Here is a 25,475-nt window from a genome sequence, read left to right on the forward strand (position 1 = left end):
CTGGCCGAGAGCCCGCTGCTCAGTGATGACCTGGTGCAGAAGGTGCAGGAGCTGCACAAGCTCATGTCCGAGCTGATGAACGAGGACCTCAAGCGCGTGATGGAGCGTGTTCAGGAGGCGCTGAAGCAGGTCGATCCGGCGGCGATGCGCAGCAAGCTCGAACAAGCCCGTGAGGCCCAGCGCGTCTTCATGGAGAAGCTCGACCGGACGCTCTCGCTACTGCGCAAGGCGAAGCTGGAGGCCCAACTGGAAGCACTCCAGCGCTTCGCCGGTCAACTCGCCCAGGAGCAACAGCTCGTCCAGGAAGGGACCGAGAAGCTGCAAGAAGGGCAGCGCTCGCAGACCGACATCGACCGGGAGCGGAAGCTGTCGCAGGATGCTGCGCCGCTTCCGAAGCAGGTCAAGGATGTGGGCCAGGAGATGGTGGCGGAGAACGAAGCACTGGCGGCGCAGTTGCGGGCCCTTGCCGAGGACCTGCAGCGACAGGACCCTTCCGGGGCGATGCGTCAGGCTGCCGGGGAGATGCAGCGAGGCAAGCCGGGCCAGGCGCAGCCTCTCCAGGCGAAGGCCCAGGCAGCGCTTCGTGACGCAGCGGCACGACTGGCTGCAGCTGCCGCCGACCTCACCGCTCAGGAGCGACGGGAGCTGACCGGCGCTACCCGCGGACTGGTGCGGGACGCCCTCAGCCTCTCGGACAGCCAGGAGCAGGTGCTGACGCGGACCCGACCGCTGGCCGAACAGGGACGGGCCGATCTCACCGAGCAAAAGCTCAGGCTGTCGGCGATCATGCAGGGGCAGGAGGCGGTGCGACGCGGTACCGAAGGCCTGGCCGCCAACGTGCGACGTCTATCGCGACGCTCGCCGATCGTGGGCCCGGAGTTGGTGGCCTCCGCAGACAGGCTCGTCTCGCAGATGGCTCGGGCACGCTCCGAGGTCGAAGCCGGTCAGGTCGGCGCAGCCTACGCGCGACAACGGGACGCCATGACCGGCCTCAACGAACTGGCACAGCAGCTCATGCACCTCTCCGACCAGATGAACCAGACGACGGCGCAGATGGCGCTGCGAGAGTACCTGCGCCGGCTGGAGGAGCTGGCCCAACGGCAGGAGGCGCTGAACCAGCAGTCGGGCAATCAGAGCGGCGGCGAGGGCCAGTCCCGTCCCGGAGAGGGCACCGAGGGTCAGCAGCCTATGCCAGGCTCCGGACCGGGTGATGCGGGGCAACTGGCGATGGAGCAGGCGATGATCCGGCAGGCGCTCCAGAAGCTCCTCGGCGGTCAGGGAGCCGGGAATCTGGCAGACCGCCTGGGCGGCGTGCCGGGGCAGATGCAGAAGGTCGAGGACGACCTCCGGGGCCGCAAGATCACCCCGCAGACCCTCCAACAGCAGCGCGACATCCTGCACAAGATGCTCGATGCGCAGCGGTCACTGTACTCCAAGGACAAAGAGAGCCGTGAGCGCAAAGCGGAAGCGCCACGGCCCTATAAGCCACCCAAGGCTCCACCGGTCCTGCGGCCTGACTTGATGCGCCCGGCCCCAACTCCGCAGCGTCGACAGGACCTCGGAGGCAGCGAGCTACCCCTCGACTACGAGGCGATCACCCGGGCGTACCTGGAACGTCTGGGGCGCTAGTGCCCACACGGCGTCCATAGGGCTTTCCATCCCAGAGCGCCCCAACCGTGCTGTGAGGGTGAGCCTGGCGTACCTCACCCCGGCCTCTTGACAGGCCATTTCATTGAGGGGATGCCAAAGGCAGGGGTGAGGTGTCGTTGCGGAAGCGCTAGTCGCTCAGCGGCTCCAGCTTGCGACTCGGCTGCACGGCGCCGAGGACGTTGGCGATGCTGGCCACATAGCCGGGCAGTCGTCGCTCCTGCGGGCTGATCCACTCGTGCACCCCGTGAGCCGTGAACTCCTCCAGGAGTGTCACAACCAGTCGCCGGGCGGCCAGGTCATCCTCGACCCCGATCGTCTGAATCAGCCAGCCGGAGGGAGTCGCCCAGTAACCGCCGTTCTGGTAGGTGTCCGGCGCAACGTCGATCAGCAGTCGCCGCCAGTACTCCCCGGCGCGCAGATGTCGCAGGTGCCCCTCGTAGACGCACTCGTCCCACCACTGCGTGAGGTACTCGGCCACCCGTGCGGTCTGGCTCTTGGAGGCCGCGCGGATGACGGCGGCGTAGAGGCTTCCCCACAGGTCGATCTGGTGGCAGTCCTGGGTGGCGGCGTAGAACATCCCCACGGAGTCGTCCCAGAAGTCGCCCATGCGGCGAGCGGTATTCTCCGCCCGCTCGTACCATTCGTGCGCCTCGTCATGGTACTCGGCCCGGGCGCAGAGCTGGGCGAGCGTCTGGAGAGCTTCCCAGTACAGCAGCGTGGTGAAAAGCTCCTTGCCGGTCTTGGCGATGCAGTCGGTGAAGCCGTAGGCCGGGTGAGCCCGGTTCGGGTCGACGTACACTAACAGGTCTTCCGAAAGCGGCACGCTGTCGATGGCCCGGTAGAGCGCATTGCGGCGATCGAGGAAGGCCTGGCGATCGCCGGTGAGTCGCACATAGGCCGCCACGGCCTTGATGAGGAACTGCGCATTGTCGGTCGGCACGTCCGCACCAATCGGGTTGGCGGCACCGCCTACCATGTAGACGGAGGTCCCGTCGGCCTGGCGGCGGTCAGGGATGACGCCATCCTCGCGCTGCCCGGCCAGCAGGTAGTCAATCGCTGCCAGTATCTCGGCGGGTTCCATCAGGTGCCCGGCACCCTCGACCATGTAGCAGAAGTCGCGAGTCCACAGTGCGTTGTAATGGCCGGAGCCGTCGGGACGAAACAGCACGGTCCCATCGGCGGCAACAAGGCGGCACCCGTCAAGGCACTCGCGCGCCAGGGCTTGCAGCGCTTCGTACTCGGTGGTAGGGATGTTGATGGGACGCAGAAAGGGCTTCATAGATCATCAATCCAGACGAGAGAGTGAGTGTAGGCCGCGCGTTGCGTCTACCGATCAGGCGGCATGACCGACTTCGGACTTACAGTGAGGCCAGCAGCGCCTCGGCCTCCTGCTGGGTGCGGCAGCCCGTGCTCATGATGACCTGGTCGCGGTTGAGCTCGGCCAGCAGGGGCTTCACCTGAGCCGGTGGCACGCCGAACAGGAAGAGCTTCTTGCCCGCGTCGAGGACCTGACGGTACATGGGCAGCCAGCAGGGGTCCTCCAGCGCCGCCTGTCCGGCGCCGGGTGTCCACTGGATCCCGTGTAGTTCCGGGATCTCCAGCAGCGCGGGCAAATGCTGGGTTGCGCCCGGACCGTCCAGATGATACAGCGTGTGGTCGAGTCGCCGGCACTGGCACCGCAGGTACGGCGCGACGAACTCGCGGAACATCGCCGGCGAGATCATGCAGGACATGTCGCACTGCAACTTGCACACTCGACCCGGACCCCAGACGCCGAAGGTGACGAAAACTGAGCCGTACACCGGGATGTTGAAGCTGCGGCCCAACTCGTCGTAGTAGCGGAAGTACAGGTCGAGAAGCCGGCGCTGGTAGCGATGCACGGCCTCGGGAGCCTCCAGGAGCTCGATCAGCAACTCCTCAGACCCGCGGAGACTGGCCAGCGCGTCGGTGTTCTCGATCAGGTCCGGGAAGGCCAACACGTAGCGACCTTCGCCCCGCTCTCGGGCCTTGGCGACGAACTCCTGGGTCCACAGCCACCAGCGCTCCTGCGGGTCGTACTGCAGATCGGGACCGGTGGCAAGGTCGTCGATGCAGGGCTTGTACCAGACCGTCTGGGGCATGAATACCGGCTCCGAGCCCAGATGGACCGCGAGACTCCCCGGCCCAAGATGCGTCTGAAGGGTCGGAACCGATTCGCCGCCAAACCAGGTGCGTCGGAAACCCGCTTCAGCCTGCGCCAGGCGGAACTCCTGGTCGGTCCACTTGGTGAAGGAGTCCTCGGGCTCCGGCGGAGCCTCAGGACCCGGAAGGGGCTTGGAACGCGGTGCCGTGATCCACAGCGGCATTCGGTCCAGCGTAGCGCCGTTCCAGAAGGCGGTCATACGCTCGCGCGTCTCGTCGAAGTCGGGCTTGTAGAAAAGCTCCATCGGGGCCGTGCCCCTTTCCCGGTATGTGGAGGTCTGGGTCGACTACTTCGAATGGGCGGCCCCGACCAGTTCACGAAGACTCGCAACGCCCTCGGCTTCGCACCACTTCTGCAGGTCCTCGACGATCCTGACGGCCGCCTGTGGCTCGACGAAGTTCGCGGTGCCGATGGCGACGGCGGAGGCTCCGGCGAGGATCAACTCGAGCGCATCCCGCGCCGACATGATCCCACCCATGCCCAGGATAGGAGTGTCCAGCGCCTCGGCAACCTGCCACACCATCCGCACCGCCACAGGGCGAATCGCCGGTCCGGAGAGCCCGCCGGTCTTGTTCGCCAGCACCGGTCGACGCCGGGCCACGTCAATGCTCATCCCCAGCAGCGTGTTGATCAGTGAGAGGATGTCCGTGCCGCCCTCAACCGCTGCCTCGGCCATCTGCACGATGTCGGTGACGTTGGGTGAGAGCTTGGTGATGAGCGGGAGCCTGGTCTCGGCCCGAACTGCCGCCACGAGCTCGCGGGTCAGAATCGGGTCGACGCCGAAAGCCATGCCGCCGACCTTCACGTTCGGGCAACTGATGTTCAGCTCCAGGGCATCCACGCGGATCGGCGACGGATGATCTGCACTGTCTCGGCTCGCCGTCTCCAGGCGTCGGGCGATCTCCACGTAGTCCTCGATGCTCTCACCGGAGATGTTCACGATGACCGCTGTGCTGAAGCGACTGAGAAAGGGCAGCTTGTGAGCGATGACCGCATCGACGCCGGGGTTCTGGAGACCGATAGCGTTGAGCATCCCGGCGGGCGTTTCGGTGATACGCGGCGCCGGATTGCCCTCCCGCGGGTGCAGTGTCGTCCCCTTCACCATCACGCCGCCGAGGCGGTTCAGGTCCTCGAACTCGGCGTACTCCTCGCCAAAGCCGAAGGTCCCGGAGGCAGTCAGCACCGGGTTGCGCAGCACAAGTGGGCCCAGGTAGGTGGTCAGGTCAGTGGGCATGGTAGTGGCATTGTCCGGGTGGCCGGCTGAGGGGCACCGGCAGAATGGGTGCGTACGTCAGAGGGTCTTCTCCCAATCAACGGTGCGAGCGTCGAAGACCGGACCGTCCTTGCACACCCGCTGGTTGGGTGGGTCGGTGTGAGTCGCGATCGCGCAGCCCAGGCAGGCGCCGATTCCGCAGCCCATGAACTGCTCCAGCGAGGCCCAGCACTGCACACCGGCAGCCTCGCAGATCCGTCCCACCTGCGCCATCATCGGCCTGGGTCCGCAGGTGTAGACGACACCCACGTCGCCGCGGTCGAGTTGTGCGGGAAGGTACTCGGTAACGATTCCCTGCTCGCCCACGCTGCCGTCTTCTGTGACCGCCTGGAACTCCTCGCAGCGTCCGGCGAACTCCTCCCAGCACACCAGGCTGTCTTCATTGCGTGCGCCGAACAGCCCGCGAACGTAGCTTCCTTCCGGAGAGTTCTGGAGCACGTCGGCCAGGAAGACCAGCGGTGCGACGCCAACGCCGCCGGCAACCAGGAGCGGAGTCTGGCCCGCCTCGGGAAGCGGGAAGCCGTTGCCCAGAGGTCCCATCAGGTCCAGCACGTTGCCCGGTGCGACATGGCCCAGCACATCGGTGCCACGCCCCACGGTGCGCACCAGAATCTGGATATGGCCACGGTGCTTGTCGCACAGCAGAAGGCTGATGGGCCGCCGCAGGAGCGGGTCAAAGGTGCCCGTGACGCGCACATGGACGAACTGCCCCGGACGGGCTGTTGTGGCGATCGCCGGACAGTCCAGCTCCAGGAGGTGATGCCCGGGCGCTACCCGATCACAGCGAGTCACCGGTGCTTGTTGTGAGGTCATGGGGACGGGCCTGCCTCTCTGGGAGCCGGCGCCTTGCAGGGCCAAACCGAGGTGCCGGGTTCCGGTGATTCCTCAGTCCAGGCCGGGCTGGTCCTTCAGGGACTGGCCCGCCAGGACTGCCTCTACTAGGCGCATGGTCTGCGCATAAGCATCGTCGATGTGGTCGCGCACGGCGACGGTCTCGGCACGGGAAGTCCGCAGACCCTCGCCGAGGTTGGTCATCATGGCGCGTACCGAGTCCGGGCCGGTGCTGCCCAGGCTAACCTGCCGCTTGAGGCAGTTCAGCGGCTCGATGACCGCCACGATCTCCTCCTCGGTCAGTTCCTGGCCGTGCTCCGCCAGAAGCTGCTGCACGCGGAGATGGTCGTCGAGGTTCTTGCCCTCAGCCACAAGTGTGCCGACCAGCGAGCCGACGATCTCGTGGCAGGTGCGGAAGGGCAGGCCGCGGTCGCGGACCAAGTAGTTCGCAAGCTCGGTGGCGGTGGCGAAGTTCAGGCCCACCAGCTCGCGCATCCGGTCAAGCCTGAAGGTGACGGTCTTGACCATCTCGGTGACGGCCCGCAGGCACATCTCGGTGCTATCGAAGGCCTCCCACAGAGGCGGCTTGTCCTCCTGCAGGTCGCGGTTGTAGCCACTGGGCAGCGCCTTCATGAGCGTGAGAATCTGCATCAGGCGGCCGTAGACGATCCCCACCTTGCCGCGCGTGAGCTCGGCGATGCAGGGGTTCTTTTTCTGCGGCATGATACTGGAGCCGGAGGAGTACGCGTCGTCGATCTCCAGCATCCGGTACTCGTAGGTGGACCACAGGACGAACTCCTCGGCGATCTTGGACAGGTTGGACATGAGGATCGCCAGGGCGCAGATGGTCTCGGCCACGAAGTCGCGAGTGCCGACGCAGTCGAGGCTGTGCTCCTGGACGCCGTCGAAGCCCAAGAGCCAAGCAGAGAGCCTGCGGTCGGTCGGGAAAGAGGTGCCTGCCAGGGCGGCTGCTCCGAGCGGGCTGAGGTTGACACGCCGGTAGGCATCGGCCAGGCGCTGATCATCCCGGGCCAGACCCGAGGCGTGACCGGTAAGCCAGAAGGCCACGGAAACCGGCTGCGCATGCTGAGTGTGGGTGTAGCCGGGCATGACGGCTTCCTCATGACCCTCGGCACGCTTGAGCAGCGCCTCACGCAGGTCAAGGAGCGCCTCGCGCAGGTCGAGAATTCGCCCGCGAGTGTGGAGTTTGCAGTCGGTGACCACCTGGTCATTCCGCGAGCGAGCGGTATGCAGGCGACCGCCCATCTCGGGTCCGGCACCGGTGCGCAGGTAGGTCTCGACATTCATATGCACGTCTTCGAGCTCGCGCTTGAGCTCAAAGGTGCCGTCTTCCCAGGCCGACTTGGCCTTCTCCAGCCAGCGCAGGATCTCGCGCAGGTCTTCCTCGGCGATGATCCCGCAGCGGGTGAGCATGATTGCGTGGGCCTGGCTGCCCCAGATGTCCTCGGCCACCATCCGCCCGTCGGCAGCAGTGGATTCGGAGAAATCGAGGGCGATGTCGGCCATCTCGGCGGAGAAGCGTCCGCCCCAGAGCTTGGAGGATTTGTGGTCTGCCATGTCGTGCCGGTTCCTTCGGTAGTCAATGACGCCGCGACCTGGGTCGCCGGTCGTGTGTTGAGTACGCGCAGCTATTCGTTGGCGGGCTTGCCGTCGACGACCTTCTTGAGGTCGGGATAGAGCCGGTCGCCCGTGCCGACGAGGGTCAGGACGATGGCCTCGAAGGCCTCAAAGCCGACGCCGTTTTCGGTGGTGAAGGTGTAGGACAGCCGCACCTCGCCATCGCTCTTATCCCACTCGAACTTGCCGATGTTCAGGTCCCAGTTGCGCTCCATGAGGGTCCGCAGCACGCGCGGAAGAGTCCGGCTGTTCTGCGGAGCCACCAGATAGCGGTTGAGGAACAGATAGACAAGCTGCGTCTTCGTGTCGATGACGATGTGAAGCTGGTGGGTCGCGTTGTCCATCTTCACCGGGCAGTTCAGCACAGGCCAGTCGCCAGAAGTGTCCACCTCATACTTGAGGTCCATCCGGTCCATGTAGGAGCGGATCAGCGACAGAGCGTTCTCGCCAAAGGAAGAGGTCTCACCACCTGAGGCCCCTTCGATGGTGCCGGGCTCGACGCGGTCGGACATGATCTGCACCACTGCGGGCGCAGCAGCGGCATCAAGGGCGTCCATCTCGAGACGGTCCTTCGCCCTGCCCACCGAAGTCCAGTCGAAGCCTGGGATCGCCGCCAGCAGGGGCATGGCGAAGCTGATCGGTGTGGCGTAGATCTCGCCGGCCTTCACCCGAGTCCCGCCCACGTTGGCCAGCAACAGGGAGGTGACGACGCCGATGGCCTCACCCCGGTCATTGAGGAGCGGGCCGCCACTGTTCCCCGGGTTGACCACGGCATCGACCACCAGAACCTGATCGGAGCCCTCCTGCCGCAGCGACACGATCCGGCCGCTGGTGGAGGTCACGGACTTCTCGCCGAAGGGGAAGCCGATGGCCAGCACCGCTTGCTGACGCTTCACCTCGGCCGAGGTGCCGATGTGCACAGAGGGTAGTGGCTTGTCCGTCTCAACCTTGAGCAGCGCGAGATCGTGGTCCTCGTCGGCGGCCAGAACCGTAGCCGGCAGCTTCTCTTTCTCCGCGAGGACGATCTGCACGGTCTTGGCGCGGTGTACGACGTGCTCATTGGTGAGGACGTACCCGCGGGCGTCCACGAGGAAGCCACTGCCGAAGGATTTGAGCTCGTTGTCTTCGGCGAAGGCCAGACATGACAAGGACAAGATAAGGGTGATGATCGCAAGGGCGTAGATGCGAGTGCTCATTGTCCTGCCTCCCGTCGGGGCTTCAGAGGATGCTGCGTCATCGGTTGTCGACAGACACCAAGATACGCCCTGGGTCAACGCCTCTCAGGGCCACACGCCTGTGCCGATTCGCGAGCGCCTCTATCCTGTGACGCCCCACTGTTCCTCTTCGAAGTACCAGCTTTCGGTATCGTCGAGGAACTCCTGGGTCTTCACGAGGAGCTGCAGGTGTCCGCGCTCGGAATCGACGAGCGCCTTGTAGAAGAGCTTTGCCCCCGGATCCGCGGCGGCGGCCAGTTGGGCCTTGTAGAACTCGATGCTGTCGCGCTCGCCCTGCATCGCGAGGTCATAGGCGTCGGTCAGGTCGGTGTCGCTGGTGACCTCGCCGGCAATGGCGTCGCGCGCATTGGTGAAGATCTCCTTCACCTGGGCGGCCTCGAGCTTGCACTCTTCGCTGCACTCCGAGGCATCGGGCCAGCCTTGTCCAGCCTTCATCTGCTCGTAGAACTGCTGGATGTACTCGGCGTGCTTGTCTTCTTCTTGGGCCAGGAAGGTGAAGGTCTGCTGCGCCAGAGGGTTAGCTGCACGCTGGGCAGCATCTTCGTAGTAGCTGCGTCGGTCCTCTTCCTTTGCGAGTGCCTGTTGCAGAATGACCAGGACATCCTCAGCCATCGAAACCTCCTCCAATCGGTTCGGGAACGGCGTTCCCTGGGATGGAGCGGAACGGTGACCGGCAGAGACTGTCGCCTCAGGCAGGCGGCAAGAGAAGGATGCGGGTGTGTACGCCCAGGTCGGCTTCCCCTGGACCGAGCATGACGAGGTCCAGCGTATTCTCCTGGCCCTCGCTGACTTCCAGAATCTCAGCGGTCAGCTCAAAACTGCCCTCGCCGAGCGTCAAAACCTGGAGTAGGCCGGTGGAACGGCCGATGCCGGAAAGCGCCAGCCAGGCGATGTCTTCCGACTTGAGCCAGTAGCGTCCGAAGACCACGAACCGTTCGCCCGGCTTGAGGGTACGACAAGAGCCCCGGACCTCGGATATGGATATCCGAAGGTCCGGGGCATAGCGTGGATCGCACTGCTCCGTGGTCGTGCGAAAAGGCAGTGACTGCAGCGGCGTGTCTGACGCGCTCACGGGACTCCTCCTCTCATCGCCCACTACTCGCGACGGTCCCAGGCCGGCACTGCCTGAAGGAGCTGCCTACTTGACGTAGGGCATGCCGCGATGTCCCAGGATCTGGTACTGGAACCCGTGGATCTTGACTGCCGGACCGGATTCCTGCTGATCCCAGACGATCCGGACCTCGCCCGGCTCCTTCGCCCGCTCAACGATGGCGCGCAGCTCAGGCCGGAACAGGCGAGTGTCGGACTCGCGGCTCAGGATGTCGATGGTCCCGCGGTAGAGCTGGACCTTGTACTTGCCGTTGACCGCCCACTGGGTGGCGTCGATGAAGGCGTCGCAGGCGTTCTTGACCGGGTGATACCAACCGCCATGATAGACCATGTAAGCCCACTGGCGCTCGACCTGCGGCTTGAACTGGATCTCTTCCTTGGTGAGGCAGAGCTGCTCGCAGTCCTTGTGGAGGGCAAGCAGGATCGTCGCCGCCGGCGCCTCGTAGACTTCGCGGCTCTTGAGGGCGATGAGGCCATCCTCGAACATGTCGATCTTGCCGATTGCGTGCTGGCCGCCGAGCTTGTTGAGGTAATGGACGATCTCTGCCAGGTCGGTGATCCCGTCGCAGCAGACCGGGAGGCCCTCCTTGAACTCGATCTCCATGACGTGGGGCTGAGCCGCGGCGTTCTCCGGGTACTTGTACCAGAGGTACTCGTCCTGCGGGATGCGCATGCTCAGGTTGGAGACCTCGCCGGAGCCGATGGAGCGGCACCACATGGTCAGGTCGTCGCCGATGCCTGCCTTGAAGGGGATGCCATACTTCTTGGAGAGTTCCTTCTCCTCTTCGCGGTTGAAGTTGAAGTCGCGGACCGGGACGACGACGGTCAGATCCGGGGCGAAGAGCGAGAAGACGTTGTGCATCCGGTACTGGTCATTGCCCTTGCCGGTGGAGCCTTCGCAGATGGCGTCGCAGCCCTGCTCGACGGCGAACTCAGCGACCTTGCGGGCGATGAGCTGCCGGGTCATGGAAGTCGCGACCGGGTAGCCTTCGTAGCTGGAGTTGGCCTTGATTGCCTTGGTGAGGAACTCGCTGACGAACTCCTTCTCGGCGTCCATGAAGTGCCAGGGCACGCCCAGCAGCTCGGCCTTGGACTTGCACATTGCGATCTCTTCGTCGGACAGGCCGACGTTGACGGTGCAGGCCAGAACCTCGTCGGCACCGTAGAACTCGGTGAGGAGCTTGAGGGCGAGAGCGGAGTCAAGGCCGCCGGAATAGGCGACAGCGCATTTCTTCACTTTCGGGATTTCGAGGGTGTACTTGCCGGAAAGATCCATCGTAGATTCTCCTCCTAGAATGCCGGGGCCTCGCCCCGGCCAGACTGCTATCAGTCATCAGAGTCCTCGTCCTGAATGCTGAACCCGCGAGGGTTCTGGAGCCTGAAGGCACCGCCCTCCTTCACCAACTCGCCGCAACACGTGACTGCCTTCCGTTCGCCATGCGCGTACACGGCCTTCGCATAGGCACCTTCTGACAGCTCCATCTTGACCTTGCGGGGCTTGTCGTCAACAAAGGCCAACACCGACACGACACCCGATGATGCCTCTGGACCCCGCGCCAGATTTGTGACCAGGCCAACCACTTCGAACTCCTCACGTGGGAGTGTGCCGCGTAGCACACGGCCCGCCTCTTCGATGACGGGCATCGTGTCGGCTGAGAACTCAACCTGCGACGCTACTGGCTCGCGCAGAGGACGAGTACGCGACCATGAGAAGCTGATTGTTAGGTCGCCGTGGTCCTCGTTGGCCTGACTCATCCCAACCAGCGAGTCGCACAGGTTTGCGCTAACTCCCCTTTCCACGGCCTCGAGGAAAGAGTCCGCAGAGCCCTGGGAAGCTGCCTGCACCGTCGCCTCCCTGGTAGCGGTGAGGGCCTGGGCGAGCGTAGTTGTGACCTTCCGCTCGAAGGGCTCATCCATGTCAGGGAAGAGGTGGCCGGCCTCGGCGGCAGACAGCACCGGTGAGACCTTGGAGACCACTGTGATCACGAAGCTACCCCGCTCGGTCTGGCCCATTCGCAGTCTGTCGACGTACTGCGCTGCCTGGGCCGGCTTCCGCGTCTGGAAATAGGCCCTCGGCCCCACCGCGGCGCAAGCGGCAGCCATCATCATGTCGCGCGCGTAGGTGACGAGGTTGACCGCCCTGTCGATGGGAACACTGCCATCAGCCGTCTCAGGCCATCGAGCCCGAACGCGCAGGACATCTGCGAGTGTCTCCTGCAAGTCCCTGACTATCTCCAGTTGCGAGCGCGCTTCCTTCTCCTCAAGTGCGGACAGCACGTCGGCAATGCGGAACGCGTAGTCACGAAAGTCCTGTCGGAGGGGCAATGCGAGCTCGTGCTTGGCGCCGGGCTCGCACGTGACCCAGGTTGAGAACTTGTCCCTCACCTGGCTCTCCTGCCGCCACCCCGTGGAGCGCAGGTACAGAGCAAGCTCAAGCGGAGCGATCGTGACAAGCGTCTGAGGGTCTCGGATTGTGGCTCTCATCACGCACCTCCGGAGCCGATCTGGTCTAGGAGCATGGTGAGCGCTTGAGGCGTGAACCGCTGAGACGGGTCAAGGGGTACGCTTACCGTGTAGTCGTTGGGCGACTCAGGCATTCCCTCCAGTGACGTCCAGACAGCGGTGTGCCTTAGCACCAGATCCTCGTCGTTGCACGTTAGCCAAGCTTCTGGCGTCTTGGGCACAAGCACCACAATCAGGATCCGCGGCACCATCATGTTGGGGTCGCGAAGTTCGTCGTAGTTCTTGACCTTTAGAGGGTATGAAGCGCCTTCCGTGCCGAAGGGTCCCCTGCGCCAGTGCTTGGCCTGTGCCTCAAGCCGGGGCGACGTAACAGGCCCGTTGCCGCCCTTCCGTGAGAAGCTCAGGTCGACGCTGTCATCGTCAACCTCCGGCCGCGTGACACTGCACCCCGCAACCGAAGCGACGGCCCGGACGTAGGCGAAGCTGAACTGCTGGCCCTGTTCGTTGATGTCCGTAGCCGGCACCTCCCGAGCACCGGGTCCCCCACGAGAGCAATCGTCTAGGGCACGCCGCGCAGGGCGGCTGTTGGTTTGGATTGACTGTCTGCGCGCAACGCGGGTTCTGGCCTGGGCCGCCTAGACGATCTGCTCGCAGTAGGCGCAGCGCAGACCCCCGTCATGCTCGTACACCAGTGGCTCAAGATAGCTCTCTGTGCTGACGACGCACTTGGGGTTGCTGCAGCGCACACCGGGAACGACCCTCTCCACCGGTTGCCTGTCGGGCTCCGCGGGTTCTGCCTCCTGAGGCCTTCCAGACTCGCCGGCGTCAAGCCGGAACGAGCCTTTCGCATGCCCCCTCTCGTTAACACCCAGGAGTGCAGCAATCAGCGCCATGCGTATCGGAACACCGCCGGCTGCCTGCTCGAAGTACTTGGCCCGCGGGTCCTCGTCCACTGCGGTGCTGATCTCATCCACCCGGGGCAGCGGATGCAGGACCAGCGAATCCTCGGGGGCCAGCGCCATCAACTCCGGTGTGAGGATGAAGCAGCCGCGAACCCGCTCATACTCCTCGGGCGAGTCGAAGCGTTCGCGCTGGACACGTGTCATGTAGAGGATATCCAGATTCGGCAGCGCTTCCTCCAGGCTGTGCAGCTCGGTGGGTCGCTTGCCGCCGATCTGGGCGATGCCGTCCATGAACTCCGCCGGCATCCGCAACTCCGGCGGTGATACGCAGACGATGTCGGAGCCGAAGCGTGCCATGATCGGCCCCAGTGAATGAACCGTGCGGCCGTACTTGAGGTCGCCGCACAGGCCGACACGCAGCCCGGAGAGAGTGCCCCGGTTGCGCTGGATGCAGAACAGGTCGGTCAAGGTCTGCGTCGGGTGCTCGTGCGGCCCGTCGCCCGCATTGATGACGGGAACGGAGGCGCTCTCCGCAGCGACACGAGCCGCACCGGCTCGCGGATGCCGGATAACAATGATGTCACTGTAGCCTGCGGCCATGCGGATGGTATCGGCCAGGGTCTCGCCCTTCTGCACCGAACTGGCCGACGGGTCGGCGAAGCCCAGGACCTGGCCACCCAGTCGCAGCATCGCAGAATCGAAGGAGAGGCGAGTCCGGGTGCTGGGCTCGAAGAACAGGCTGGCGAGAATCCGATCCAGCGGCCGTACAGGTGTGCGCCGGGAGGGATCATCGAAGCCAATAGCCGTGGCCATCTTTCCTGCCACGTCGAGAACATACAGGATCTCGGCGGTCGTGAGGTCTTTGAGTGATATGAGGCTGCGTCCGGCGAGAGACACCCACGCACCTCCCTGCGAAGTGGTTACTGGCGGAAAAAAACGGACGGTGCAGTTGCACCGGCTTGCGTCCACGACCTCGGCAAGGAGCTAACTGAGGCCGAGGGCCCTGTTGAGGTCATCCCGCATATCGGCCGTCGCGGCAGCAGCGGCCTCAGCGAACTGTGCGGGTGAGAATCGTGAGCTGTAGGGCTCGGCCTGGTAAGCGAAGAGGATGCCCCGTGAGGAGTTCACCACGGCTCCGAGGCCCCGATCACCAAAACCACCGACTACATCCTCTGCTCCGCCGCCCTGCGCCCCATAGCCGGGTACCAGGAAGGGCACCTTCGGGAAGGCCTCGCGCAGCTCCACGAGCTGGTCCGGGTAGGTGGCTCCCACCACAGCGCCGACGGAGGAGTACCCGCTTTCGCCCACCAGGTCACGTCCCCAGGTCGCCACAAGCCGCGCCATCTCCTGATAGGTAAGCCGCCAGCCGCCGGTGGTCTCCACCGACAGGTCCTGGATCTCGCCTGACGAGGGATTCGAAGTCTTCACCAGCACATACAGGCCGCCGCCGGTGCGAGAGGCGGCGTCAATGAAGGGCTGCACACCATCGCTGCCCAGATAGCCGTTCACGGTCAGTGCATCGACGCCCGGATACCCGTCCTGGGGCTCGAAGTAGGCCTGCGCGTAGGCCGCAGCCGTCGAGCCGATATCGCCACGCTTGGCATCCAGGATTACCAGCAATCCGTGGGCCCTGGCGCAGGCGATGACCTCCCACAGAGCCGCATAGCCCGCAGCCCCTAGAGCCTCGAAGAAGGCCGCCTGCGGCTTCACCACCGGGGCCAGGTCGGCAACGGCCTCGATGATGCTGCAGCAGAAGGACAGGTAGGCCTCTGCTGCCTCCACAGCGCCCTTCTGGGCACTTGTGCGGAGCGCGCCGGGCAGCGACTCAATCCGTGGATCCAGGCCCACGCAGACACGACTGGATTTGTCCAGCACGGCACGATGAAGGCGGTCGGCGTAGCTGTCCATGGCCCTGGCTTCCCGGGGTGTGCGCGGTAGTTACGTGGGGCGATTATACATTCTGCCCTTACGGGCTGTCAAAATCCCTCAGAGGGGCAGAGACGCCGCTCTCTGGGCCTTCTGAAGGACTTCTGCGACGCCTCGGAGTTGCGGCGCCCTCCGCCGGAAACTTCGTGGCCCAACTGGGCGTCTTACTAGCCGGAAGGGGCCTCGCCGGGGGTATACTCTCGGGCGGGGAGAGCCGAGTGGTTGGCTACGAATTGACCGGCCGGCAAGCCGGTGATAGACTTCGTAGCAGCAACGCGGAGAGTTCGCCTTTTCCCTGTCAAGCCTCCCAGGTCTATCGTAATTCTATGCTACAGGGCGGTGTCAGCCATGAAGAACGGCCCGATGCGTCTCGCCTTCCCCTTGTTACTCGCCCTGCTGTGCAGCTACGCCCTTGCACAGCCTGCCGCCGGCGGCACCACGACAGCCCCGACCCTACCACCTCCGCCGGGCGGCACTCAGACGCCCGGTACCGGGGCACCCACGACACCTCCGCCAGCCACTCAAGCGCCGGCCGCTGGAACGACGGGAGCCCCTGTGCAGGGCACAACCACTGCCCCGACGGCGACGGGCCCGGTTCAGCCGCCACCGCAGGAGGTAACTGCTGCAAAGCCGGCCACGCCCGAGCAGCTCTGGCGTGACACCTGGGTTCTGTGGAAGACTACGCAGCTCGGCATCAACCCCGACCAGGCGAAGCGGATTGCGGAGCCCCTGACGGGCCTGCAGACCGTCGTCACCCAGGGCAAGAAGCTTCGCGCCGATACCTGGAAGACCGCCGGGACCACGGTCCAGGCCGTGATCGACCAGTGGATGATGGGTCGCGAGCCCGCTCCGCAGTTGACGGCTGTGGCCGACGACGCTGCGAAGAAGGCCCAGGGCCAGACTGCTCAGGAGCAGACGCTGACCCAGTCCACCGCAGCCACCGTCGTCCAGAACCTCACCCCAGATCAGAGGAACCTTGTCGAGTCTGCTGATGAAGCCACCGCGCGCGAGCAGGCCAGGGCGAACTACGACGGTGCCTCGACCTTCGGCGAGTACCTCACCGGCGTCATCGCCTCGCACCGCTACCTGATGCCCGATGAGTACGTGGCGATCCGCGCCCTGGAGGCCGACCGGGCTGCGGCCAAGCTTGCAGACTCGCGATCCCCGCAGTTCACGCAGGTCAAGCAGGGGATCCTGGGGATCCTCGACCAGGCCGCCAACATGAACGATCAGCAACTGGCCGCCGCGCTGCCGCAGTTCCCAGCCCAGATCCAGCAGTACCTGGGCATCACCAGCGACGTGCCGCAGCGGGCGATCACCTACGAGGCCTTCCAGCGCTGGATCAAGGACAGCCGGACGCCTGAGTACCTGAACCTCTACGGGACGCCCGAGGCCAGGCCCCTGCCGCCGGAGGAGGAGCCGACGCTGGATGACCTGCAGAAGGCACTTGCCACGGCCCAGTGGGTCTCGATGTTCAACAGCCTGCGCCTGGACCCGCAGCAGCTCGCCCAGGCATCCCAGATCTGCACGGCAGCCAGGCAGGAAGTGGACAAGCGCAAAGCTGCCAAAGAGCAGATCATGACCACGGCCGTGAAGCAACTCACCAACGTCCTCCCGGTCCTGGTCACGGGCAAGCCGGTCAACGATCAGTGGCGGGCCGTCCTGTGGCAGTTGGAGGCCGCCATCCAGAAGGAGGACGACTCGCTCAACGAGGCGATGGTGCCCCTGGTCGAGGCCCTGCGGCACGTCTTCTATCCGGATCAAGCAGCGATGGTCGACTTCCGGGTTCCTCCGGGCGTCAGCGGCGGTCAGAGCACACCCCAGGAGCGCGCGACCACCAAGAAGCAGGATGCCGCCATGGTGAAGGAGGCCATGGACCTGATCTCCTTCCTGCGCCCCCTGGATCAGCCAACCTTCCTGCGGCTGCGACCGGCTCGGGTCGACCAGTTCCTGAGCCGCTACATGCGCCAGGGATCGCGGCAGTATGACGCCGCCAGCCAGCGCATCTCGGAGATCATCCAGAGCTCTCGCGGCATCCAGGGCAACCAGTGGCAGGATAGCTTGCCGGACGTCGCCCTCGAATGCCTGCGCGCCGCCGGTCAGTTGCAGAGCGACCGGGGCGGATGGCGGCCCAGCAATCGCGGGCTGGACTGGTACGGGGTTCGTGACCTGCTGGTATCGCCCGAAGCCGGGGAGGCTGCGAAGAAGATGCTGACTGTCCGCACCCAGGGTGCCGGCGGATAGCAGCGGACGTCTGGACGGAACACCATTTCGGTCTACCTTGAGCCCTCGCTTCGTGACGCTTCCTGTCGCAGGCGAGGGCTCTTTCGCACCAGCCGACAAGGACCCGTAAGGGGGCATACGTCATGGAGCAGGTGAACGAGCACGACCTGGAGTTCCGTCACGGTGACCACGGACCCAAGTACCTCTTCCGCGGTCCTCATCACGAGTGGGGCGTCATCGTTTTCAAGCCCGGCCAGTCACTCGGCCCCCACAAGCATGAGCAGGTCGAGGAGACCTTCTACTTCGAGACCGGGACGCCGCAGATGGTCGTCGACGGACAGTCCCACCGCGTGAAGCCCGGTGACGTCTTCAAGCTCTCGCCCGGCGAGGCGCACGACATCCTCAACGACGGCGACAGCGACACTCGCCTGATCTTCATCAAGTGTCCTTACGTGCCCACCGACAAGATCGACCTCAAGTAAGGCTCCGCCTGCGAGAGCCCGACTGCGCCAGAGCCCCTACCGGGACAGAACATCGAAGGTCACGGCGCCCCGGTGTGCCTGGCCGTCGAGTTCGCCCGTGGTCAGCTTGGGCGTCTTCTCGGTCTGGCGCGTCACGGTGAGGTCTCGCAGCGACACCTGGGCTCCGTCGGTGGTCAGCACCAGCCCGGTCTTGTCCACGGGCAACTGCACCCGCAGAACGAAGCGGTAGAACCGCCACTGTGTCCCGACGGTCACGGCATCTGCCATCCCGGGCAGAGGCTGGCGGTCACGCTCGATGCGGAGTGTTAGCTTCGTCTCCGCCGGTGCCTGGGCCCAGAAGCTCACCTCGACCTGACTACCCGAGTCCAGCCCCTCCAGCGGCCCGATCGTGACCGGCTGACCGGCACCGACCTGCTGCGCCTTCACCGGCAGGCGCTCCACCTCCACGTGCGCATGGAAGGGCACCACATACACCGAGCCTTCCCAGGAGCCGTCCTTGCGCAGGCTCTTGAGCAGACCTGTGTGGTCCGGCCCGGTACCCAGGCAGGCGATGTGGAAGGCCTGATCTCCCATGCCCACTGAGCGCACCTGCCCGACGCCGCCGGTCATCCCGGGACGAGGCGCTTCCTTCTCCACGAGCCGCTTCGCCGCAGCGGTCATCGCGAGGTTGTAGCCCTTGTCATACCCCGCCGGCCAGTTCATGCAGTGGACGCCGTAGCCGCCGTTCTCGAAGATGAAGCGGAGTTGCTGGTAGGCGACCTCTGCATCGGGGTGCAGGGCCTGGTACTCACCGATGCTGATCATGTCGAAGCCGCTGCGATGGGCGTCCTGCAGTGCATCGTGGTCCTTCTTGTACCACACACCGTATCGAGTGAATCCGTAACCCACGCCGGCGTTCAGCATGTAGTCCACCGGCGTGATCCTGGAGACCACCTTGCTGAAAGCCTTCGTATCGCCAATCGCGTACAGGTCCGGGATCTGGTGGCAGGCGATCGACTCCGGCGGGAACCCGGCCAGCAGCGCCTCACGGAAAGTCTGGGCCACTCGCCGCGTCACGACGTAGCGGTTGTAGGCGACCCACTGGCGGAAGAAGGGGTTGTCGGCAGAGGTCTCATCCCAGGCGCCTCGTCCGGATTGGCGCGGTGCGTCGAAGTACTCCGCGAAGGGCGTGCCGAACTCGCGGTTCAGCGAGGACTTGTCGCCGCCGTAGAGACTCCGCAGGTACTGGTAGAAGCCCTCGATCATCCGCGGGTTGTAATCGCCCACGGTTCCGTCCCTCTCGACGGCGATCTCATGCTCGTGATTGGGCTCGACCTGGACGAAGTGCTCCGGATTGCTTCGGAAGCGAGGCGCAAGATTGTGCAGGAAGGTCCGCAGGGGACGGATATACAGGTTCTCCAGCCCCGGAATCCCGAAGGCGTAGGTCGAGGCGTTGAACCCGGAGGTGTCGAACTCGCCGTAGTCCACCGGGTTGTCCTTGCGGGTCAGCGCCAGGTAGCGAGGCAGCTTCGTCTCGGGGTCGATCACGTCATGCCAGGCCTTGAAAGAGCCCTTCATCATCCGGTGGGTGAAGCAGGGCTCCCAGGTGCTCGGGAGTTCCTTCTCGTAGCCGTCGAGGGTCGCAAGATGGCGCTGGAGGAAGTCGGGGCCACCCACAGCCTCCGGGTCGCGCTCACACAGCGCCGGGTCACCGGCCGCCGGTGTAGACAGGTCGGTGCGGATATGCCGGAACCGGCCGCGCTTCACGTACTGCCCTTCGCCAACCGCCGGATCGTCGGCAACGTAGCCCTCGAGGTAGAACAGGTTCTCGCGTCGGCCGACGTTGAGTTGCTCGACGCGACCGTCCGGGGCCACACTCCAGATGGTCGATAGCTCCTTCTCAGGGCCGGTCACCAGGAAGGTATCCGTCGCCGTGGCCGAGAGGTATGCCGCACCACCCTCGGGCAAGGGCGGCACGTCACGCCAGCGACCTTCGTTCGTGGCCGGATCGAAGACTGCCGACGGATCGAGGATCGCCGCACGCTTCTGCTGCGGCAGTGTGAGGACCAGGCGTGCCCCGAGAGCGTCCCGGGCGGCACTCATCGCCCGCGGACCCGCCGGCACCTCACCCCGGACGCGGTAGGTGCTCAGGAGGCTGCCGCCGGTGTCATACACCAGCACCTCACAGGGCGCCTCCTTCAGCCCGTAGCGGCTGGTGACCGCCACCTCGTCGCCGGGGTGATTCCCGAGGAAGTCGCCCATTGCGATCAAATAGGGCGGCTGCAGACGAGCGTCCGGCTCGAACTCTCCTAACAGGGCGCCGCTGCGGTCGAAGACTCTCACCTGTCGGACCTGCGTCGAGCTAAGGGGCGCAGCGACGATGCAAGGCCCGAGACTGTGGGAGTCACCGCCTTCGACCTGCACGCCGCCCATCACTTCAGGACCATAGGCCAGGAACTGCACCCGGGCGATCCCGTACCCATCGAGGACCTTCACCAGCGTGTGGTTGCCCGGGTCTTCGCCCTCGCCGACAACCAGTTCGGGCGCGAGTGGCACAGGCAGCTTCACTTCACCGCAGAGGTCGCGAAGCTGGGCGGACAGGTCCAGGTCGCGGTCCATGGCCAGCACGACCGTGGCCGCCGCAGCGGACTCCTCATGCATCACGACACGCGACGGGAGCCTGGTGGCGTCGAGAGCAGAGAGCTTGAGGAAGGGGATCTTGGCGATGGCGATCTCGGAGGCCCTCCCTTCGATGCGCAGGTTCGGCTCGCCCCAGACGGCCCAGTCATAGGCGGGGTTGGAGCGCGGCGACATCTCGAAGGCAATCGTGATCTTCTGACTGGCGAAGGCCCCGAGGTCGAGCACTTCGTCCTGCCACTTCTGCTGGTTCCAGACCTTGCGGAAGGCTTCCTTGCCGTTGAGCAACAGCAGGAACTCGCAACCGTCGAAGATCGGGTTCTCGGCGGGGGAGAAGCCGTCGCGGATGCCGAGGGAGAAGCGCAGCGCCAGGCGCTCACCACCCGCAAGGGTGGGTAGCTGCACGTCCGCATACTCAGCCTTGACCAGCGGCTCTCCGGGGCTGTCGGGGTGCTGACTGAGGGCAGGCCGTCCGACGCCGCCGACACTGGCCGCAGTTCCGGCGGCCTTCATCTTCCCGCTCTGCATGGCGTTCGCGAGATTGTCGACGAAGTCGTAGACGGGCGTGTAATCCCTGGTCAGGCTCTGGGCCGTGACCTGCCCGGCCAGAAGGAGCAGGAGCCCCAGGCCCAGACTCTTGATGAGTGACGCCGCAGGAGCACTCCGGCGACGGGTCTGCGTCTGCATGAGCTCCACTCCCTTGTGGCGGGGCAGGTTCGGCCCTCGGGTTCGCGGGTACAGGTTGGCTGAGCCTTGTCGCCGGCTACTCGCCCGTCCAGGCCAGGTGCTCACGGGCGGCCTGCTCAATCAGCGCGAGGTTCGCAGCGAGATCGACGTTGCTGTCTACGGCCTCGTGCATCAGGCAGCCCGTGTAGCCGATGTCGTCCAGGCCGGCGACGAAGTCCTGCCAGTTGACGATCCCGCGTCCCGGGATCCAGTGCCGCTCGTCGATGCCGTCGTGGTCGGAGATGTGCAACGTCGCGAGCTTGTTGCCCAGAACGCGCAGGGACTCTCGAACGTCTTCATACAAGGTGATGTGGTTGACGTCATAGCAGACCCGGAGGCGTCCGCCGGTGGCCTCGATCAGGTCGAGCATCTCCGCCGTGCGGTTGCCCAGGCAGGTTCGCGGAAGCAACTCACAGGCGAGGGTTAGCCCGCGAGCCTCGGCCTCGTCACAGAGCCGGTGGAGGCTCTCGCCGCAGTTCGCCAGCCGCTGGGGGCGCTGGTCGTCGGTAATGGGCTCCTGGCTGCCGTGGAGCACGACGATGCCGGCTTCGAGCTTCACCGCCACCTCCATCGCTCGCACCACATGGGCGCAAGACTCGGCACGGCCTGCGTCATCGAGCTGGGAGACGTCGGTGCGGTCGAAGGGTGCGTGGACGCTCCAGGCGGTGATTCCGCCACTGACCAGGACTTCGCGGGTCAAAGCAATATGGGCGTCATCGTAGTAGCGGCGGTTGGAGTCGGCGCAGAAGTACTCGACGTGGCGGATCGGTCCGCCGGATAGGATGGAGAGAGAGGATTCGGGGCAGTCGGGGCCGAGACGACCGGCAAAGAGCGAAGTACTTACACCAAGCGGGCGTGTTGTTTTCATGGGGCGGCACTTCGCGAGTCGCGGAGCCTTTCCCTTCTGCCCTCGGCCAACCCCAACAGTCCCAGAAGCTCAGGAGGCTGTCACAGGATGTCAGTCGCAAGAGGCGTATACGTGCTGTTGTGTGCCGTCATGCTGAGTGTTGTCGTGCTGGGCGTCGCTCAGGCTGAGGCCCCGGTTCAGAGCCCGGCGCTGCTCGTGGCCAAGTCGCTGAGTGCGGCCTTCGCCGAAGTCGCCGCTCATGTCACCCCGGCGGTGGTGAACATCTCCTCGACACGAGTGGAGCCCGGACGACGTCTCCCCAGCTCCTCCCTGTTCCGCGACTTCTTCCCGGAGTTTCTCGACATGGTTGAGCCGTCCCGGGAGGTGCAGAGCCTCGGCTCAGGAGTGATCCTGCGGCCGGACGGCTACATCGTCACCAACTGCCATGTCATCCAGGGCGCGCAGGAGAACACGGTGAAGCTGGCCTCGGAGGTCGAGTACCCGGCCACGCTGGTGGGACAGGACCCCTTCACCGACCTCGCGGTGATCAAGATCGACGCCACCAACCTCGCGACGGTCTCGCTGGGTGACTCGGGAAGGCTGCGGGTAGGGGAGTGGGTGATCGCCGTCGGCTCCCCGCTGGGGCTGGCACAGACCGTTACCCAGGGGATCGTCAGCGCCCTGGGCCGGCGCAACATCGGCATCACCGACTACGAAGACTTCATCCAGACCGATGCCGCCATTAATCCCGGCAACAGCGGCGGCGCTCTGGTGAACCTCGATGGCGAGTTGGTCGGGATCAACACGGCCATCGCCAGCGAGGGCGGCGGCTACGACGGCGTGTGCTTCGCCATCCCCAGTTCCGTGGTGAAGACGGTGACGGAGGCGCTGATCCGTGACGGCAAGATCCAGCGACCGTGGATCGGCCTCATGTCTCGCGAGCTCCGCAAGGACCAATGGGAGCGTCTGGGAGTCGCGGAGCGCTCCGGGGTCTTCGTCTACAACCTGGTGAGGAACGGCCCGGCGCACCGGGCACAGATCCAGCCGGGCGATGTGCTCCTCAAGTGGGGCAGTCAGCAGCTCACGGACCGCGCCAGGTTATCGGAGTTGATCCAGAAGACGCCGATCGGCACGAAGGTCACCGTGCTTCTTCAGCGCAACGGGCAGCGCTATTCCGCCGAGATCACCATCGGCGAGCGACCCGCGAACGTGCAGATGAAGGGTCTCCTGTAGTCGCCGCCGAGTAGGTACTCCCGCGTCAGGGCCTCCGTGCACAACACCCTGACGCGGGATCAAGCCGACACTTCGGCTAGCCGTTCTCCCCGCCGAGGCACTTCCACTGGTCCACCACGGCCTGCTCCGCACCCAGGAAGCTCAGGGCTGAGCGGAACATGGCCGCCAGTTCCAGCGCCATCAGCCTGTCGTCCTCGTACCGGTCCTCCGCCTGCTCGGGGTCGGCGGGAAGGTAGTACAGCTCGGGCTTCTGGTCGAGGCTTCCCAGAATCAGCGACCAGCCCTCTTCGTGGGTGATGGTGGCCCGAGTGCTGAGATGGGCGCGGTCCGCGATGCATCCCGAGCTCATGGCGATCTCCCGCAGACGAACCGGCTTGCCGTCCAGGATCGGGACCAGGCTCCTGCCCTGCACATGCCGGGACACGGGCACCTCGGCCAGTTCGAGCAAAGTCGGGCACAGGTCCACAGGCTGCACCAACTGCTGCTTGCGGTCGCCTCGTGGACCATCGGGCAGCCGCACCAGCAGCGGGACCCGCACGACCTCCTCGTACAAGGGCCACGGACCTCCCTGCACCGCGTGCTTGCCAATCCGCCCATGCTCACCCAACAGGAACCCATGGTCCGAGGTGAACACGATCGCCGTGTCCTCCAGCAGTCCCAGGTCCCCGACCTTGCGCAGGATTGCGCCGATCCACTTGTCGACGAGCGTCAACTCACCGCAGTAGGCCGCGTGGCTCCACTCCAGCTCCTCCGGGGTGAGGAAGTCCGTGAAGTCATAGCGCGGATGACGCACCTTCTGTCCCTGCGGCGAGCCCGGGAAGTACAGCTCGGTGAAGCAATCCGGCGCGTCCCAGGGCTCATGGGGATCGAACATATCGACCCACAGGAAGAACCGGTCGGCCTTGTGGTTCATCTCCAGCCAGCGGCAGGCATCCATCGCTACCCGGGGAGCATGGTGGCCCATCTCGCCGGGATGATCGAGACGCTGTAGCCTGTGCACGGGCATGAGGTCTTCGTCGTAGCGGTCCTTGTCGACGGACCACTCGAACTCCACGCTATCGTTGGCCCGGGTGAACTCGCAGTCCGACTCCTGGCCGCGAATCCAGCGCCAGCCCTGAAAGCCGCGCTCGTAGTTGAACCCGCGGCGGCTGAAATGCGGGGTGTCGTGGATGAGCTGGGTCACGTAGCCGGCGCCGGTGAGGGTCTCGGCGAGCGTTGGCCACTGCCTCGGCAGCGGCCCCCATCCGTAGCAGGGGAATCCGTAGCGGCCCAGAAAGCAGTCGGCGCGGTGAGGTACTGTGGGGAAGGAGGCGGTATAACAACTCTCAAAGATCACTGACTCCTCGGCGAGGGCATCCAGGTTCTCCGTGTGCATCCACTCGTTGCCGTAGCAGCCGAGGTGGTCCTGGCGACAGGTATCGGCGACGATGACGATTAGGTTCATGGGTTGCTCCCAGACTGGTGGCATCTCTCGTCAGACGGTCTGAGCCTCATGGCGGCCTGCCCAGGCCGTCCCCGGCGACTTCCCCGCCCTGCGCTCAGACTCCTACACGCAAACAGGGCCTTCCCGTGACGAGAAGGCCCTGTGGTTGAAGCAGCTTTGCGGCGGCTGAGCTAGTTCATGCCCGGGATGCGCTGCTTGGCGATCCCCAGGTTCTGCAGTCCGCGCTCCGCGGCGTTGGAGACCTGGGCAACAGGATCGTCGAGAGCTACGACCAGGGCCTTCGTCGCGCGCTTGTCACGCATCTCGGCGACAGCCTGCACAGCGGCCCAGCGCACGTCCTCGTCGGGGTCCTTGAACAGCTCAAGGAGAGCCTGCAGACCGTCGGGGCTCTTCAGGCGGCCCAGTTGGGTGGCAGCCTCCTGCCGAACCTCGGCGGACTTGTCGAAGGTCGCTGCGGCCAGGGGACCAATCGCGCTGGCATCGCCGATCCAACCGAGGGCCTCGACGGCAAAGCGGCGGACCGTAGCGTCCTTGTCTTTGGTGGCCGTCCGGGTGAGAGCTGCCTGTGCGGTCTTCGCCGGAGTGGTGACCAGGGCTGCGGCAGCGCGTCGTCGCACCTGGGTGTCGGAGTCACTGAGAGCCGCCGCGAGTGGACCAGCGGCTCGTTCATCGCCCAGATAGCCAAGGCCCTGGG

Annotated in this window: 21 protein-coding genes; 4 read left to right on the top strand and 17 right to left on the bottom strand. The window is 65.2% G+C overall.

Annotation, left to right across the window (positions count from 1 at the left end):
* A partial coding sequence (locus ABFE16_09530) for a hypothetical protein (GenBank protein MEN6345539.1) occupies positions 1-1,629 on the top strand: 1,629 nt, incomplete at its 5' end.
* A 148-nt stretch (positions 1,630-1,777) separates the two neighbouring features.
* On the opposite strand, the gene ABFE16_09535 is transcribed toward ABFE16_09530, so the two are convergent.
* The 13 genes from ABFE16_09535 to pyrF form a co-directional block, all read right to left on the bottom strand.
* Entirely contained in the window at positions 1,778-2,929 is a 1,152-nt protein-coding gene (locus ABFE16_09535; GenBank protein ID MEN6345540.1) for a hypothetical protein, read from the bottom strand.
* A gap of 79 nt (positions 2,930-3,008) precedes the next feature.
* Entirely contained in the window at positions 3,009-4,076 is a 1,068-nt protein-coding gene (locus ABFE16_09540) for a hypothetical protein (protein ID MEN6345541.1), read from the bottom strand.
* A gap of 42 nt (positions 4,077-4,118) precedes the next feature.
* Positions 4,119-5,066 carry a dihydroorotate dehydrogenase gene (locus ABFE16_09545; protein MEN6345542.1) on the bottom strand — a complete coding sequence of 316 codons (948 nt, stop codon included), beginning with the start codon at positions 5,064-5,066 and terminating at the stop codon, positions 4,119-4,121.
* A 57-nt stretch (positions 5,067-5,123) separates the two neighbouring features.
* The gene (locus tag ABFE16_09550; protein ID MEN6345543.1) at positions 5,124-5,918 is read right to left on the bottom strand and encodes a dihydroorotate dehydrogenase electron transfer subunit; all 795 of its coding nucleotides are present in this window, start codon (positions 5,916-5,918) and stop codon (positions 5,124-5,126) included.
* Between the two features lie 72 nt (positions 5,919-5,990).
* On the bottom strand, positions 5,991-7,514 hold the full coding sequence (gene argH, locus ABFE16_09555; protein MEN6345544.1) for an argininosuccinate lyase: 1,524 nt from the start codon (positions 7,512-7,514) through the stop codon (positions 5,991-5,993).
* A 71-nt stretch (positions 7,515-7,585) separates the two neighbouring features.
* Entirely contained in the window at positions 7,586-8,770 is a 1,185-nt protein-coding gene (locus ABFE16_09560; GenBank protein ID MEN6345545.1) for a trypsin-like peptidase domain-containing protein, read from the bottom strand.
* Positions 8,771-8,890: 120 nt separating this feature from the next.
* Positions 8,891-9,421 (bottom strand): ferritin family protein, encoded by a 531-nt coding sequence (locus ABFE16_09565; GenBank protein MEN6345546.1) that lies wholly within the window; start codon positions 9,419-9,421, stop codon positions 8,891-8,893.
* A 76-nt stretch (positions 9,422-9,497) separates the two neighbouring features.
* Positions 9,498-9,881 carry a hypothetical protein gene (locus ABFE16_09570; protein MEN6345547.1) on the bottom strand — a complete coding sequence of 128 codons (384 nt, stop codon included), beginning with the start codon at positions 9,879-9,881 and terminating at the stop codon, positions 9,498-9,500.
* A 66-nt stretch (positions 9,882-9,947) separates the two neighbouring features.
* Positions 9,948-11,195 carry an argininosuccinate synthase gene (gene argG / locus ABFE16_09575; protein MEN6345548.1) on the bottom strand — a complete coding sequence of 416 codons (1,248 nt, stop codon included), beginning with the start codon at positions 11,193-11,195 and terminating at the stop codon, positions 9,948-9,950.
* A 50-nt stretch (positions 11,196-11,245) separates the two neighbouring features.
* The gene (locus ABFE16_09580) at positions 11,246-12,403 is read right to left on the bottom strand and encodes a hypothetical protein (GenBank protein MEN6345549.1); all 1,158 of its coding nucleotides are present in this window, start codon (positions 12,401-12,403) and stop codon (positions 11,246-11,248) included.
* Positions 12,403-12,906 carry a DUF4365 domain-containing protein gene (locus ABFE16_09585; GenBank protein MEN6345550.1) on the bottom strand — a complete coding sequence of 168 codons (504 nt, stop codon included), beginning with the start codon at positions 12,904-12,906 and terminating at the stop codon, positions 12,403-12,405. The genes ABFE16_09580 and ABFE16_09585 overlap by 1 nt, the downstream gene beginning before the upstream one ends.
* 111 nt (positions 12,907-13,017) lie before the next feature.
* Complete coding sequence (gene pyrB / locus ABFE16_09590; protein MEN6345551.1) at positions 13,018-14,181, bottom strand: aspartate carbamoyltransferase; 1,164 nt, start codon at positions 14,179-14,181, stop codon at positions 13,018-13,020.
* Positions 14,182-14,268: 87 nt separating this feature from the next.
* Positions 14,269-15,192, bottom strand: a complete 924-nt coding sequence (pyrF, locus tag ABFE16_09595; protein MEN6345552.1) for an orotidine-5'-phosphate decarboxylase — start codon at positions 15,190-15,192, stop codon at positions 14,269-14,271.
* Between the two features lie 366 nt (positions 15,193-15,558).
* On the opposite strand from pyrF, the gene ABFE16_09600 reads away from it, so the two are divergent.
* Positions 15,559-17,454: a hypothetical protein gene (locus tag ABFE16_09600; GenBank protein ID MEN6345553.1), complete on the top strand. Its 1,896-nt coding sequence runs from the start codon at positions 15,559-15,561 to the stop codon at positions 17,452-17,454.
* Positions 17,455-17,576: 122 nt separating this feature from the next.
* A complete protein-coding gene (locus ABFE16_09605; protein MEN6345554.1) occupies positions 17,577-17,915 on the top strand; it encodes a cupin domain-containing protein in 339 nt (112 codons plus the stop codon).
* A gap of 36 nt (positions 17,916-17,951) precedes the next feature.
* Here the strand turns inward: ABFE16_09605 and ABFE16_09610 are convergent, their stop codons facing one another.
* Both ABFE16_09610 and ABFE16_09615 read right to left on the bottom strand, forming a co-directional pair.
* Positions 17,952-21,218: a hypothetical protein gene (locus ABFE16_09610; protein MEN6345555.1), complete on the bottom strand. Its 3,267-nt coding sequence runs from the start codon at positions 21,216-21,218 to the stop codon at positions 17,952-17,954.
* Between the two features lie 76 nt (positions 21,219-21,294).
* Positions 21,295-22,125 carry a sugar phosphate isomerase/epimerase family protein gene (locus ABFE16_09615; protein MEN6345556.1) on the bottom strand — a complete coding sequence of 277 codons (831 nt, stop codon included), beginning with the start codon at positions 22,123-22,125 and terminating at the stop codon, positions 21,295-21,297.
* An 87-nt stretch (positions 22,126-22,212) separates the two neighbouring features.
* Here ABFE16_09615 and ABFE16_09620 point away from each other — a divergent pair, with 87 nt between their 5' ends.
* Positions 22,213-23,337, top strand: coding sequence for a trypsin-like peptidase domain-containing protein (locus tag ABFE16_09620; GenBank protein MEN6345557.1), 1,125 nt, complete (start codon positions 22,213-22,215; stop codon positions 23,335-23,337).
* Between the two features lie 76 nt (positions 23,338-23,413).
* Here ABFE16_09620 and ABFE16_09625 read toward each other — a convergent pair whose 3' ends face one another.
* Positions 23,414-24,781 carry a sulfatase gene (locus ABFE16_09625; GenBank protein MEN6345558.1) on the bottom strand — a complete coding sequence of 456 codons (1,368 nt, stop codon included), beginning with the start codon at positions 24,779-24,781 and terminating at the stop codon, positions 23,414-23,416.
* A 170-nt stretch (positions 24,782-24,951) separates the two neighbouring features.
* Positions 24,952-25,475: HEAT repeat domain-containing protein (locus ABFE16_09630; GenBank protein ID MEN6345559.1), on the bottom strand; the 524-nt coding region annotated here is incomplete at its 5' end.

It is taken from the genome of Armatimonadia bacterium, from assembly GCA_039679385.1.
In the GTDB taxonomy this organism is placed as follows: domain Bacteria; phylum Armatimonadota; class Zipacnadia; order Zipacnadales; family JABUFB01; genus JAJFTQ01.